General features: G+C 50.1%; 5 protein-coding genes. All 5 read right to left on the bottom strand.

What is annotated here, in order from left to right; translation table 11 throughout:
• Window positions 1-350: 350 nt before the first annotated feature.
• Window positions 351-2738 carry an ESPR-type extended signal peptide-containing protein gene (locus HNR45_RS05230; protein ID WP_159822273.1) on the bottom strand — a complete coding sequence of 796 codons (2388 nt, stop codon included), beginning with the start codon at window positions 2736-2738 and terminating at the stop codon, window positions 351-353.
• A 574-nt stretch (window positions 2739-3312) separates the two neighbouring features.
• A complete protein-coding gene (locus HNR45_RS07310; protein WP_235020580.1) occupies window positions 3313-10077 on the bottom strand; it encodes an ESPR-type extended signal peptide-containing protein in 6765 nt (2254 codons plus the stop codon).
• A gap of 107 nt (window positions 10078-10184) precedes the next feature.
• On the bottom strand, window positions 10185-10346 hold the full coding sequence (locus HNR45_RS05185; RefSeq protein ID WP_159822275.1) for a hypothetical protein: 162 nt from the start codon (window positions 10344-10346) through the stop codon (window positions 10185-10187).
• A gap of 341 nt (window positions 10347-10687) precedes the next feature.
• Entirely contained in the window at window positions 10688-14926 is a 4239-nt protein-coding gene (locus HNR45_RS05180) for an ESPR-type extended signal peptide-containing protein (protein ID WP_159822277.1), read from the bottom strand.
• A gap of 354 nt (window positions 14927-15280) precedes the next feature.
• Window positions 15281-15926: YadA-like family protein (locus tag HNR45_RS05175; RefSeq protein ID WP_184327564.1), on the bottom strand; the 646-nt coding region annotated here is incomplete at its 5' end.

The following is a 15926-nucleotide window of genomic DNA, read 5'->3' as shown; positions in this document are numbered from 1 at the left end:
CCTTGCTTTTTAATCGCATGTAAATCAAAATGCTGTTTTTGTCGCTTTTATTTTTGTTTTATCGATTTCCACTCGTATTGATTGCTTCGGACACGACCGCTGACAGACGAAAGCAAATAGATACGATGCATCGTCATCATGTTTTCTTTTTTATTTTCATGCTATCCGTTTTCCGACGTCATTCACCTTTTTCACACGCGTTGCCGACCGATCCCCCGTCAATACGTCGCGGGCCGATAGGTTTTTCCCATGCGAAAAAGGTCACGGCGTATGCCGTGACCTTTTTCTGTTTCGAAAGAATGACTCTTCCGGTGATGATTCTTTATTTTGCTGCCTGTATCGCTGATCGTTTAGGCATTCAAGCCGGCATGCTTCATGAGCATTTCCACCTGCCGCTTGATTTCCTGATTTTCTTCCTTCAGCGATTGATTTTCCGCTCGCAATGCCGCCATTTCATCCTGCATCACATAAACGGAGCTGATCGGACCATCCGCATACTGCGGCAAACGTTCCGCGCGTTTCGCCCGCGCGTCGCGATCGTCCTTGTTGCCGAAGCGCCAGCTGATGCCCGCGTTCGCCATCAGATCCGAACTGCCGCCGTAAGCGATACCCGCATGTACGAGCGTGTCTTCGTTCGAGTAGTGCGCCAAGCCGACTGCGACCGCCTGTTTGCCTTTGTAGGTCGATACACCGGCCATGACCTGACTGCGATTGTACGGGTCGAAGTCGAGCGGTTTGAGCGCTGCCAGCGCCGCGTTCATCGCATCACCTTCGCGGCTTTCATCCCGCACTTCATTGACCTGACCGACTGTCGCCGCGTCATTGGCCGCCGTACCCGGTGCCAGGTTTTCAATCTTTTTGCCGTTCATGTTGATGCCGTCGCCGTCAATCTTCACGCCCGGCTTGCCGTCTTTGCTGCCGACTTCCACGGAGTCAACCTTGATGTCTTTGTTCAACGCCACTTTTACGGTGTTGTCTTTTTCAATCGACGTGGTGATATTCGTCTTGTCACCGACGATGTTCAGTTGTGCATGATCCGCTTCCACTTTGAACTTAGAGTCCGCTTTCGGGCCGTCCGCCGTCACCGTAAAGTCCGTACCGCCTTTACCTTTCAAGGAATCAAGGAAGTCTTTTTCCGATTTGTCCTTGTTCGGTTGACTGCCGTCATCTTCGGTGTGATTTTTCCAAACTTCATAAGCCGACTTGCCGTCAGGTCCTTGCGGTCCTACTGCACCGTCTTCACCCTTAGGTCCTTGCGGTCCTTTTTCACCTTTGTCGCCTTTGAAATCAGGGTCACCTTTCAAGCTGTCTTTATTGAGCGTGACGAGAGTGTATTTCTTGCCGTCTTGGTCGGTCACTTGTTCCGCTTTCAGACCGTCGCCGAAATCCATACGGAATTCATTGAGCGGCATGCTCCAGTTTGTCTTCCCCGGCGTGTAGGTATTGTTCTTATCCTTAGAACCGCCGAAGTAGAAATTCATCGGCGCCGTGGCAAGACTCTTCAGCTGCGCCACGTTTACCGCATCGGTGTCTTTTGTACCTGCGGCTACATTGGTAATCTGGCGGCTCTTGATAATTCTGTTTCCTGCCTTATTTACTCTGTCCGCGCCTACACTGACTGCCGCTTCGGTTGCTTTCCATGTCGCTTCGAGTTTCTCCTTCGCCGTCAAAGCTTCTACGAAGTCCGTATGTTCAGTTTTCCATTTCTCAAGAGCTTGCTTCGCTTCCTCTTTTTTACCTTTAGGAGCATCTTTAAACGCCTTCGTTAAGTTATCATATTCCGCTTTTGATGCGTTAATCGTAGCTGTCCACTTATCGTAGTCTTCTTTTTTATCCAGCGTTGCTAAAGCTTCTTCAAAGGTCGCACTGCCCCCTGTCGCGATGTAACCGACTGCGCCTGCTTTCGTATCCGCCACAGCGCCTGCGCCTAAAGCGACGCTTCCATTTACCAGGGCTTTTGACCTTCTACCAATTGCCACACTGTTATTTGCTGCTGCTTGTGCTAAATATCCTAATGCCGTGGAATAGTGCCCTTGTGCTTTGGCTATACCTCCTAATGCCGTGGAATATATCCCTTGTGCTTCTGCATTACTTCCTAATGCCGTGGAATAGGTCCAGTCTGCTTGTGCTCCATATCCTAATGCCGTGGAATAGTGCCCACCTGCTATTGCTGTACTTCCTATAGCCGTGGAACGGTTCGAGTCTGTTTGTGCTCCATATCCTAATACCGTGGCATGGTGCCCACCTGCTAGTGCTGTACTTCCTATAGCCGTGGAATAGTCCTGGTATGCTTCCGCTTGACTTCCTATGGCAGTAGATCCTTGTCTTTCTGATACGGCATTTTTACCAATCGCAATCGTATCTTGTCCTTCTGATACGGCATTTTTACCAATCGCGATCGCATCTTGTCCTGTCGCTCCGTCATTATTCCAGTTGGTCCCGGCAGGTTTTGCAGGTTCACCACTGTTCACCGAGAAATAGTGTACTATTTTCTTTTCTGTTTCCAGTTTTTGCAGGACAGCATCATAGACAGCCTTCTGGTCCGAGGTCAGTTCCGCAGCAACAGGTGACGTACCTGCTGTCACGAAGCACCCGAGAAGTGCCATGAGAACTAAAGATTTCAGAAGTTTTCCGTTTCCCTCCGGCGAAGAGCTTTTCCCGTGTCCCTTGGCAATTTCAGAAGCCACCACCCAGGTGTTCCTTACTTTGCTCCAAACCAGTTTGTAAATCTTGTTCATACATACTCTCCCTTTCCTTAACACCGAAATACCCCATCAAAACAAAATACTTTACTGTTTCTATTAATGTTGCTTCGCTTCATTTTAACACAATTTATAATTAAATAAAGTTCTGTCACCGACTAATTTTTTCGCCAAGTTACATGGATTTGCTTGTCGTTTAGTCGTTCTATTTCTTTGTTTCCATGTAAATTATTTCATTCACGGGGCTTTTTAATTGTTACATGTTCGTTCTTGACTATTCCTCCTGTTTCCACGGTTTTCATCCGTTTTGCGATGTAATTTCATTTTCGCGCTTGCTCTAGTTTACTTTTTTGACACGCGCGCTTATATTTTTTTTTGATTATTTTCTCCTTTTTCATCAAATCTTTATGTTTCGCTCATGCTTGCTCGTTCCGTCGCGCTGCCGTTTCCGACGCGAAAAGACGTAATTTTTGCCGTGAGTGATTTCTTTCATCTGAGAGACATCAGCAAGATTTGTTGCGGTTTATGTTCCAATATAACGCATGAAAAAAGCCGAGGCTTAGCGCCTCGGCTTTTTCTTAGTTCATCGGTCGTGCCGTTTTATGAAGTTTCAGTTGGCTTTCTGCTGATTGACACGGACTCTTTCGATGACCGGATTTCCGTCTTTGTCTTGGGAGATGACATCAATGCGGAAACGTTCCAGTTCCGGTTCAAATTCCTGAATCAGTTTTTCGTTTACTTTGAGGCCTTTTTGCATGGCGCGGTAAACGACTTCCGCGAATTCATAGCGGGTCATCATGCGATCACCGCTGAAGGTGCCGTCCGGATAGCCTTCCAGCAATCCCTGTTTCGCGAGTTCTTCGACCGCTTCATAGGCCCAGTGGTTTTTCTCGATGTCCGGGAAGAGTTTCATCTTCATCGGATCGAGTTCCTGTCCCTGACCGACACCGACGATCGCCTGTCGCAATACTTCGACTTCGGCGCGGAGATCTTTGATCTCTTTCGCCATAGCGATTTTGGAGGTCGTGACGTTGTTACCCTGGCCGAGTTTGACGGAAACGCCCGCGTTCACCATGTTTTCTCCGCCGCCGAACGAACCGCCGACGCTGAACATGGTGTCTTCATTCGGACGGTAGTACGCGCCGATCGCGACGGCGTTCGCGCCGCTGTAGTTGCCATAGCCGGCCGCGAAGTCCCATTTGTCATCCGGATCAAAGTCCAGCGGATGGAGAGCGGCAAGCGCAGCCGCGCCCGCGCCGACTCGGTTCACACGTCCGTCCAGTTCACTCACTTTGCCGCCGAGAATGGCCAGATTCTGATTGCCCGCGTTCGCAATAGCATTGAGCTGTCTTACGTTGACCGCGTCGGTATCGGCTTTGCCGTCAGCCACATTGGCGATTGTCTTACCGCCGGCATCAATGCCGTCTTTTTTGACGGACGGGCCGTCTTTGATGGTAAGACCTTCGTTGTTGATCGTTACCTTATCGCCGCCGACCGTGATTTTTTCACTCGCATTGACGGTCTTGGCGGAGACAGAGTTCAAGTCCTTGAGGTCTTTCGCGAGAGTGATGGTGTATTCGTTTTTATTGTCTGTTTTGACAACCGAAATATTTTTCTCGCCATCTCCTGCTTTGACCGTAGTCTTGCTGTTTTCGATATCCTTCTCAAGTTTCTTGACAGTCTCGTTTTCTTTGATGTCAATCTTGCTTCCGTCGATGCCGTACTTGATGGTCGAGCCTTCTCTCGTGACGGTGAGGCCTTTTCTGTTATCCGCGGTTTCTACGTCAAAGGTGACTCCATTACCGTCTTTGATTTCCTCTTCCCCTGCAACGCCTTGGGCTTTCAGTTTCCACGAGGTCATCTTAGCGGCAATATCTTGCGTGTTCTTTTCAATAGCTTTCGTGTTCTTACCGATATTTTCGGTGTTGGTTTCGATAGCTTTCGTGTTCTTACCGATGGCTTCAGTGTTCTTACCGATGGCTTCGGTGTTCTTACCGATGGCTTCGGTGTTCTTACCGATGGCTTCAGTGTTCTTACCGATGGCTTCGGTGTTCTTACCGATGGCTTCAGTGTTCTTACCGATGTTCTCGGTGTTTTTACCGATGGCTTCGGTGTTCTTACCGATGGCTTCAGTGTTCTTACCGATGGCTTCGGTGTTCTTACCGATGTTCTCAGCGTTCTTGCTGATGTTTTCAGTGTTATCCGTTACCTGTTTCTTGAACTTCGGATCTAATCCTACCTTAACGGTCGGAGCAGTATCGGTGCCACCCACAGTAACGGTGGTTTCACCCGTCGTGCCGAGGAATTGGATGTTCGGTGCGGATGTATTGCTCAGGGTCAAATTCTTTTTAGCCGTAGTGTCTGCACCGCTAATCGAGAAGTTCGCGGAAATATTGGTGACTGCCTCGCCGCCGTTATTGATATTTTTCACCAGTTGAGCGTTATTCACACCGTATTGGATGTTCGCGCCGGTTCTCTTGACGGTAAGTCCCTGATCTTTTTCCACATCAAAGGTAACTTCATTATCCGTGTTATTGATTGTTTTGCCGTTTTTCTCTTCGTCTTTGTCCGAGGTCGCTTTGAGTACCCAGCCTTTGGTGATATTGTCCGCATTGGCCGTGACTTTGGTTTCCAAGGCTTTCAGCTGGAGTACGTTAACCGCGTCATTGTCGTCCGCACCGCCTGCGACATTGGTAATGCGGCGGTAGTTCTGCGCGATCGTTTCGTCGCCAATAGTATATGCTTTATTGCCGACAGATACGACGCCGTTTTCTTTCTTGAAGGCTTCCTTGGATAAGTAAGCTTCCGTGTCCACATCATCGGCGATACTCGCGAGAGAGTTATAGCCCAAAGCAAGAGAATTGTCAGTAGCGACACGGGCATGCGAGCCGAACGCTACCGAATGATTAACTTTTCCTGTGCCGTCCATGGTCGATGTAATCGCGTAATCACCTAAGGCCATGGAGCTTTCACCAAGCGCCCTTGCGAAATGACCGATGGCGGTAGAGTTTTCGCCTTCCGCTCTGGCTTGTTTGCCCAACGCATTGGCATAGTGACCGATGGCTTTGGACATGACGCCGACAGCCACTGTATTCGTATCAAATGCTTCCGCACCTGCTCCGACAGCGGTATTCTGATACCCGAAAGACTTCGCTCCAAATCCGACCGCCGTCGAGTTCTTCGTTTCTTTGCCGGCTTCCACAGCGGTGTCATCGTCAACAGGCGTGTAGTAGTTATTTGAAACACCGATGTTCGGCGTGGTTCCGTCCGCTGCCTGTTTGCCGATGTAGGCTCCTCTGCCGATAGCTGTGCCGTTCCATGCGGTGCTGTCCGTCGTCGCTTCGTATCCAAATACGGAAGAATGATTTCCCTCTGCTTTGGTCAGTGCCCCGACAGCGAGAGCGACATCGCCCAGCGCTTTCGCTCCACGACCGTACGCGGTGGAGTCATTGGTTTTCGCTTCCGACTGTATGCCGATCGCGAGCGAATTAGCGCCTTTCGCCTCGGCGGCGTACGCCATGGCAACAGCAGTCGACGCCTTCGCTTTCGCTGCCTGTCCGATAGCTACGCCCCAGCCGCCGGTCGCTTGCGCTTCCGTACCGATAGCGATATCACTGGTCCCTGTTGCACTAGCTTGTTTGCCGATAGCAATGCCGCCGTCTTTTTTTGCGCCATCATTATCGTAGTTCGAGCCTGCACCGGTTGCCGTACTCTTGACGGAGAAATAGTGGATCTTGCTCTTTTCGATTTCATTACTCAGATTGGTAATACTGGTATTACCGCTGAGGTCAATCTCGCTTCCTTTGATAGTGTATTTAATGGTCGAGTCTTTTCTTTCTACGGTGAGACCGTCGCCGGCAGCCTCAAAGGTAACCGTGTTGCCGTTTTTGATGTCCTGCGGTGTTGTTTCGTCCTTTACTTTCAGTTTCCACGAGCTCATGACGCCATCAGGACCGTCGGTAATGCCGAGGTCTTGTTTCAGCTGTTTCATGTTCAGCGTGTAGGTGACGTTTCTGCTCGTATCGACAGTTGAGGTCAGCGAGGACCCGTCCTCCGTTGCGTCCGTTGTTTTGTCTACCTTCGCTTTGAAGGTGACTTCCGGTTCTTTATCTCCGCCGAGTGTGACATTCGCCTTGCCTGCGCCTTCATCTTTCACGATGAAGCCTTTTTGCAGGTTACCGATGTTCGTTTTATTCGTTGTAATATTGCCTTCGTTGGCCTCAACTTTTGTTTTTACATCACTCAACTGTTTGAAGTTGACCGCGTCGCCGTCTGCCGCTCCGGCTGCCACGTTGGTGATTTTATTGCTATTCGCATTGATACCCTGGCTATTGATATATGTCTTATCACCAACTTTGAATGCTTCACTTGAAACGCTGGTAAGGCCTGTCAAATCTTTTTTCAGTTTGAGCTGGTAACCGACTTTCTTGTCACCGTCCATGATGTCATCGACAACAAGGTTTTTCTCGTCTTTAGCTACGGCGACTTTCGGTCCTTTGACGGTGTAGGTCGTTCCTTTTCCGTCTTCCGTTTTTTGCGTAACGGTCACATAGTCGCCCGCTTCGACGGTGGTCTTGCTATTTTTGAGCTGGGCTACGTTCACCGCGTCGGTGTCTGCTAAGCCTGCGGCAAGATTGGTAATCTGTCGTGTCGCATCAGCGTTACCGACAGATACAGCGCCATTGCCGGATTTCCATTTCGCATTGTCTGTTGTCGATGCTTTGTCCGTGGCGGGATCGTACCCGAAAGCACCCGCAGCGGTACTTGCTACGGAACCGGTACCCAAAGCCACGCCGCCTTCGACGCTGACGTTGGCGTCATTGCCGAGAATGGTGACGTTCGATTTTTCGGTTTTCGTTTTCGTTTTCTGCGAGCCGATAATGATGTTTCCGTTGACGTTTTCCAACTCGTGGTTGTCGCCCAGTATCAGGTTATGACTGGAATCGGTCAATTTATTTCTGTTGCCTGTAATGATATTGTAGGACAATCTGGACTTGCCTTCTGTATTAGAAAGGTCGTTGCTCACGCCGGAAACACGGGTATAGATTGCACCTGCTACCGAGTTACCGTCACCGTCGACAGTGACATGGCTTCTTTCTTTTTCAAAGAGGCCGATCGGGCTTTCCGGCGCATCCTCATCTTTACGTAAATAGCCTTCCAGTTGTTTCTTTTCATCAGCGGTCATGACTTCATCATTGTACGCATCATATACCGTATTGCCTACACCGCGGACAAAGGTGCCGTGAGATTCTGTAATTTCGTTTTTACTTCCTAAAATAGTGTCTTCGCGTCCGCCCAAGTCTTTTTCCAGCGCATAGATTTCGTTCTGGCTGCCGACAATGATACTTTGCTCAAATTGTCCGTCTTTAATCGGTTTAGTTGCACTGGACATGTGCGTTGAAGTTTCACCGATGATGACACTGCTCTGTCCTCTGCTGAAAGAATTGTAGCCTAAAGTAACGGCATCTTCCCCGCGAGAATGTGCATTGACCCCGATTGCAATAGAACCTACTGCTTTTGCTCCGTCATTCTTGCGATTATCCGTCGTTTTATTGGTATTTCCTTCGTTAACGGAAACGTAGTGCATGAAAGGCATATTGTCATACAAGTATCTGATTCTTGTATCATTTGTACTTACATCCGTCTTAAGACGCCCGATATCTTGCGTGTTTGTGCGTACTTTCCCGGAAAGAGCGGTAATACTTGTGGTATTCGTAGCAATTCTCGCCCCCAGCTCGTCCTTTGCGGCAGCAAGGTCTTTCCATGCTTTGCGCCCGAGAGTTTTCAGCTGCGCCACGTTGACCGCGTCGGTGTTGTCCGTACCGGCAGCGACATTGACAATCTGCCGGGTAATGTCCTTTTGCTGATTACCGACAGAAACGGCCGCTTTTGTAGCCTTCCACGTGGAAGTTCCATCCGCATCGGTTCCCAACGGATCATAACCGACTTTACCCGCTTTGCCATAACTCGAATCGGCATAAGAGCCTACGTTGGACTCACTGCCCAACGCCACGCCACCATCGATATCCGCTCTGGTGTTCGCGCCGAGGGTCACCGCGTCCTTCGCATAGGCTATCGAATTATGTCCGATCGCCGTAGCGTTTTCCAAGGCCGCATTGGCACTGCTGCCGATCGCCGTACCGCCATCAGCTAATTGTTTTTGCCAGATATCACCTACATTGGCAGTTCCGCCCAATGCGATCGAGTTTTTGCCGTACGCTCTGGCTTCCCGTCCGATAGCGACGGTATTATATGTCGTTGCCGTATCATCTTCATTGCCGGCTTTCGCTCCGCGACCGATGGCAATCGTGTCCTCGCTGTATGCCTGCGCCCCACCGTTCGGCTGATCGTAGTTACCGCTGCCAATAGCAATCGCGCTGGTTCCTTTGGCGGTGGCACGACTACCGAAGGCAATGGAGCCGACCCCCGATGCTTCCGAAGAGTAACCGAAGCTCCATGCATAGCGTGACTTTGCTTTTGCGCCCACACCCATGGCAGTGGAGTGATTGCCATGTGCTTTGGCATCGATACCGATAGCAATGGCACCCATTTTATCCCTAAGGTCACTAGTCACGTAGGGCAATTTCGTTTTCGGGTCATACTGAATCGACTTACCCGGTTTCGGTGTAAAGCCGGGGCTGGTAGACCAGTCGGTCGTATTATCATTTTCGTCCAAGCCCGCTTCGGCTTGAATCCCGATGGCAATGCCTTTATGAACGGCACGCGCGTCATTTCCGATGGAAACCGCTTTATCCCCCAACGCCCAAGCCGTATTGCCGATAGCGACGCCGCCGTCACCGCCGTAATCGTTCTCTCCCCGCTTAGATCCCCCCGCCAAGGCGGAACGACCGATGGCAACGCCATGTTTGGCTTCCGAGAAGGCACGGTAGCCGAGCGCCATGGAGTGCGCACCGAATGCACCGTCGTTATCGACGTTGGTCCAGTCGGTTTTAGCATAGCGTTCCAAATAGTCGCGGGACGGTTCAATGTAGTCCGGACGTACGCCAAAATACCGGAGCGTCAGTCCGTCCTTTTTCAGCTTCTCGCCGATTTTATTCGAAATGTCATTATAGTAGAAAATACGATGCGCAATGGCATCAGGAAAATTCGTGGACCCGCGCGTCGCGTCCACACCGGGGATTTCTCCGCCGTGAGCAATCTTGTCAAGCAAATATTGGGCGACTTCCTCTTTTTCCTGTTGCGTCAGCGCCTGTACATCTGTCACGCCGCCCGCCAAAAGCGCCGCCGTCACAAAAGCGGCAAGCAGGCTGTTTTGAACGCGGGATTTATTTTTCCCATGTCCTTTTGCCATTTCCGAGGTGACAACCCAGCAGTTTTTGACCTTGCTCCAGATCAACTTATAAATTTTATTCATGCTTCCCTCCCACAACAAACGATTGCTCTAATCGGCAATTCAATAATTCAATCATTTTTCTATAATCTTTTCCATCTTATTTATTATATATCATGCATATAGCGATATCAAATACAGACATGTTTCACAGCACCGATACAGACATGTTTCATAGCACCGATACAGACATGCTTCATAGCACTGACCGATTTCCAGCCGTCACGCGCCGTTTTCGCCCGCTGCACGCGTTGATAGGTCGCGTATCTCCCAAGGAAACAAGCTGTCTTCACGGGAAAAGCATCCCACAGTAAAAAGAAATTCTATTATTCTTTGCGGAAGCTTTACAAAACAGAAAAAACATAATCTTTTTTAATCTTAATGCAAACGGTCGCAAGCGCGGAAAGCGACACGATTCGCGGTAAAATTTTTCGCGCTTACGCGGGATGATTTTATCGTCCCGGCGCACGCGCTTTCCATCCGTTTCGAGGATAATTCCCGATAAGCGAGCGCGGCTTTCGTTGCTACGCTAACGCGCCTTAAAGCGTAAATCTCCCATGCAAAAAAGATCACGACGCGTACGCGCCGTGATCTTTTTCTGTCGCGAAAGGATGATTCTTTTCGCTGCCGTTTTTTATTTTCCGGACCGCGCTTGGAGTGTCGCAAGCTTTTGCGTGATTGCCTTCATCTCGGCTTGCATGTCTCGGATCTGTTCGTCTTGCGCATCCAGTTTTTGCGTTTGCGCGTCCAGCTTTTGCGCTTGCTCATCCAGTTTTTTCGCTTGCGCGTCCAGTTGCTTCGCCATTTCGGAGCGGGAAAGTTTCATGTACTCATTGCCTCTTCCCACTTTCATGGAGAAGCCGATATTGAGCATGTTTTCGCCGCCGCCGAACGAGCCGCCGACGCTGAACATTTTGCTTTCGTTCGGTCGGTAGAAGGCGCCGATCGCTAATGCGTGAGCTCCTTTGTAGTTGCCATAGCTCGCGGCGAAGTCCCATTTGTCGTCCGGATCAAAGTCCAGCGGATGGAGTCCCGCCAACGCCGCCGCGCCCGCGCCGACGCGGTCAACACGGTTGCCCATGTCATATACGCGATTGTTCAACTCGGCAATGTTGGTCGTATTGGCACCTACCTGTTTGTCCAAGGCGATCAGGTTCTGCCCTGCCGTGTTTTCGGCTTTGATGTAGTTACCGTCTTTTTCAATTCTTGTTTCGTTGTAAACGGTTCCGCCGGTGACAATGCCTTTATCGTTTTTCGCGACCTTACCGTCCGTCTTGACATTCAGCTTGTAGTTGATGCTTCCGTCCGCGTTTTTATCGGTATCATCTACGGTTACGGTGTCACTGTTCGCAATCGTATTTCTCGTATCCGTCACGTTGCCTGCAAAATCGGCAAGGTTGACATCATAGGTTTGGTTGTCACTTCTCGTGAATGTGATTTTCTTATTCACCGCATCATACGTGCCGCCGGTCGTGTATGTATTGGTAGCCGAAATTTTGTAGCTGCCTTTCGCGCTTCCCGCTTCGACTTTGATATTGTCGCCCGCTTCGATAGTGGTCTTGGCCGCCGCGATTTCCTGTACCGCTTTCAGCTGCGCGACGTTGACGGCGTCGGTGTCTTCACTGCCTGCGGCTACGCCCGTGATCTGACGGGTAACATCATATTCTCCGCCACCGATAGAGAGAGCTCCTACATTGGATTTCCAAGCTTTTGATGTCTTATCTCCCGCTAAATAGCCGATGGCGCCCTTTGCCCTGTCGGCAACGCTGTATGAACCGAGAGCCACTCCGTTTATGGTTATTGCTTTAGTTTCCATTCCAATAGCGACTGAACCCTCTTTTTCCGCAATGGCTTCCTGTCCGATGGCTGTCGCCCAGTCCGCTGTCGCTTTTGATTCCGAGCCGACAGCGATCGACTGATAACCGTCCACAATCAGTTTGTTGCCTAACGCGAGGCCGTACTGCTCGCTGCTGATGATTGTATTGCCATGTCCGACAGAGGTACCCAACGACGTCACTTCCGAGCTGGTTCCGATGGCAATGCTGCCCCCGTTGACCGTATTTGTCAAACCGACGGCTACGTTCTGGTCACTTCCGGCGCTGTTCTTCGTATAAATCCATGCGTTTTGATCTGCCGGATCAACTTTCGCTGTATAGCCGACAAGGTTTCCTACGCCGATGACGGTATTCTGATCGCCTGCCACTTTGGTCAGCTTGTTATCCCCGTTTCTGTAATCCGTGCCAAATACCGCGTTATGTGTACCGTCTACTTCAATATTCTCTCCGACAACGATGCTGTTGTTTCTGCGGACGCCGTCGCTATCTCGCTTACCGCCCGTTAACGTGTTGTTGTTACCAATGACGGTACTGTTTACAGCTTCCGAAGTCGAGCCGATGCCGATAACCATGCTGTCAGCGGCTTTCGCTCCGTCGTTGTCAAAGTTGGAGCCCGCCGCTTTTTTGTCACTGGTTACGGAGTAGTAATGAACCGCGCCTTGGGCCAATTTCCGGTCGATGGCTTTCAACTGCGCGACGTTGACCGCGTCAGTATCGGCGGAGCCGGCCGCAACGCCCGTGATCTGTCTCGTTCTGCCCGTAGCTTCGTCACCTACGGAAAGAGCGGCCATCTGTCCCTGCCATGCGCCGACGAGAGCGCCTACTTTTTTCTGCGCTTCATGATAGGCTTCCAGCTTAGCATCAGCGTCCGCTTCCAACTTATCATATTCAGCCCCCCATTGTTGGTATTCCGCTTGATTTGCAAATTGCCCTGTTTGAATCTTATGCAACAAATCTTCCGCTTTTTCCATGGATTCCTGCCATGCGACGCGCGCAGCTTCCAGTTCTGCTCTGTATGTTCCTATGTTCGCATCGTCGGTAATATCCGTGTCGGTTACCGCTTTTCCCAGCGCGGGGTTATATCCGTAATCGCCCTTGTCTCTTGTCGTATTCGAGAAAGAGCCGATCGCCACGGCATCGGTTATCGTGCTTCTCGCTCTGTTTCCGATAGCCGCCGCGTATTTCACCTGATCTATCTTGGATGGATCTTCGCTGCCGGCGACAGCATAGTGCCCGATCGCCAAGGTTTCATACCCCATGGAATAGTTATTCATGCCTATGCCGGCCGACTTAGTACCGAAGGCGTAGTTACTGCTCCCGATCCCCATGGATTTACGACCTGCCGTCGTGTTGCTGATACCTAAAGCACTGGACAAATCACCTGTCTTGACAAAACCAAGCGCCTGGTATTGTTTTACAAAGTTCAGATTATTTTCCGAACCGATCGACACAGCCCCGTAACCGCTGACAAAGTTCTTGTAACCGACCGCCTGGCTTTTCTTTCCTTCCGCTTGGTTCCAGCCGCCTACGGCAGTGCTGTACTGTCCGCCTGCGTAGTTAACAGAACCGGCAGCAAAACCGTACGCTTCCGTTGCCTGGTTAGAATAGCCGAATGCGGAAGACTGCTTGCCTGCAGCTACATTGAGATACCCGAAAGAAGAGGATTTCTCTTCCAGCGTTTTATTCTTCACACCTACTGCACTGGATTCTGCGCCGGCAGAAATATTCTGGTATCCTACCGCATTAGACTCTTCTCCGGTAGAAATATTTTGGACACCCACAGCACTGGAAGAATCTCCGGAGTCAAAGCTTTTCCATCTCTGCCCCCTCGGATTATAAAAAGCATATTTGTTATTTAAAGAGCCGACCGCAACACTGCCGTATCCACTCGCCCGGTTCTCGCTGCCCATCGCGGCGGAATAATCACTTAATGCTTGCGCGGTGGAACCGACGGCGGTCGCTTTTTTCCCTTTTGATTCGGCTGTCACACCAAGCGCGACTCCGTAATTCCCTGTAACGATATTCCCATGTCCGACAGCGACAGGATTATAAATCGCGCGACCATCTTTATTCTTGACGAGATTTCCTGCATTGTCGATGCCCACTTTATTAGCGTTTCCGATCGCAATGCCGGAACCGAAGTAAACTTTATTGTTATCGCCGAATACATTGGCATTATTACTGTAGACGACATTGTCCGATCCGACAATATGTCCCGCGCTTACATACCATTCTTCACTTTTGGAAGAGCCTATAATATTATGCCGTCCGACCACATATAAATCAGCGCCCACCGTATTTGGGTTGCTGCCCGGTTCTTTGTAATCCGGAAGAGTATTGACCCTATTTTTATCGCCCATGTAGTACCCGGTCGCGTCGATCGTATTTTCTGTGCCGATAGCGAACGCCATATTCTGACTCGTATTATTGGGACGGCAACTGTTTTTTATTTCATTCTCATATCCGATGGCCCCCGTAAAAGATCCTTTGAGTGTGTTTTTCCACCCGTGAATAATCTGGTAAGCCGGGGTTCCCCCGCCCGCATCGTCTGCATTCCCTTGCAGAAGTTTATTATCATGACCGATAATAGCGGAGTCCCGGTAGGAAACAGGTTTTCCGTTCCGGTCCGATGTCGGTTGGAAATAGTTCCCGTGACCGACGACAAGAACCCTCTGCCCGTTAACGGATGTGACGCCTTTTTTCCCGCCCAGTTCTCCCGATCCGATAACGATATTGTCCTCGCCTGTCGTCTTGACGGAAGGACCGATCGCGATACTGTTTTCCGCCTGCGCGCCTTGATTATCATAGTTGGAATCTGTAGCCTTGTTAGTGCTATTTACCGAGACGTAGTGGGTGTCCTCGGCCGCGTACACGCCGAACGCGACAGGCGCCGCCACCATGGCCGCCAAAAGAGCCGCCGTGACGCTTCGCCGCAGTCCTTTACCCGACGGGCTCTTGGTGTGCGACTTAGCGAGCTCGGAAGTCACCACGTAGGCTCCTACCGCTTTACTCCAAATAATTTTATAAATTTTATTCACTTCTTGTGCTCCTCTCTAAATACCTTCCCCAATAAACCGCCCATGAGGTAATGCGCCACCTCCCAAATCCGGCATCCATCTCGTTTGATATTCTGATGCATTATCTGATGCCATGTATAATTATTCAATTTTATTATAGGTTAATTACAAGATGATTACCTCTTTAACTATATATAAATATCGCATGTCGAACAACTTCCATGACTTTATATCATGGTGATTTTCTCTTAGAGTTTAGTAAGATTTAAGGTACTTACCTTTATGACGATGAATATCCCGTATTTGCAAGCCCAAGAATAAAAAAGAAATAAAAAAGAAGGAACCCGTAACGGGTTCCTTCCTCCTGCGCCGCGCCTATTTTGTTGCCATGAGTTGCTGCACTTGTTGCTTCAAAATTTCGATTTCGTTCTTCATTTCTTTGTTTTCTTGCTGCATGAATTTATTTTCTTGCTGCATCTTCTCATTCGCGGTTTTCAGATCTCTGATTTCGTTCGCCATGGCGATTTTGGAAGTGCTGATGCCTGTTTCCTGTCCCACTTTCATGGAGAAGCCGACATTCAGCATGTTTTCGCCGCCGCCGAACGAGCCGCCGACGCTGAACATTCTGTTTGCGGTCGGCCGATAGAATGCGCCGATGGCTACCGCATTCGCGCCGTTATAGTTGCCATAGCTCGCCGCGAAGTCCCATTTGTTTTCGGGATCATAATCCAAGGGATGAAGTCCCGCCAACGCGGCCGCGCCCGCGCCGATTCTGTCCACTCTCGTGTCCAGTCGATCGACTCGTCCGTTTAAAACGGTAATTTTTTCAGTGTTCGCGGTAATGTTTTCAGTGTTCGTTGTGATGCGGGTATCTAACCCGGTCATTTGTTCGTTTACATTGCTGGCCAGTTTTTTCAGCTGAACCACGTTCACCGCGTCGGTATCTTCCGTGCCGGCGGCGACGCCCGTAACCTGACGGGTAAATCCTTCCTCTTCATTGCCGACGGCAACAGCCGCTACT

Origin of the sequence: Negativicoccus succinicivorans, assembly GCF_014207605.1 — a bacterium.
GTDB classification, from domain to species: domain Bacteria; phylum Bacillota; class Negativicutes; order Veillonellales; family Negativicoccaceae; genus Negativicoccus; species Negativicoccus succinicivorans.
Note: the sequence above shows the minus strand (reverse complement) of the source record. Positions and strands in the feature narration are given on the sequence as shown.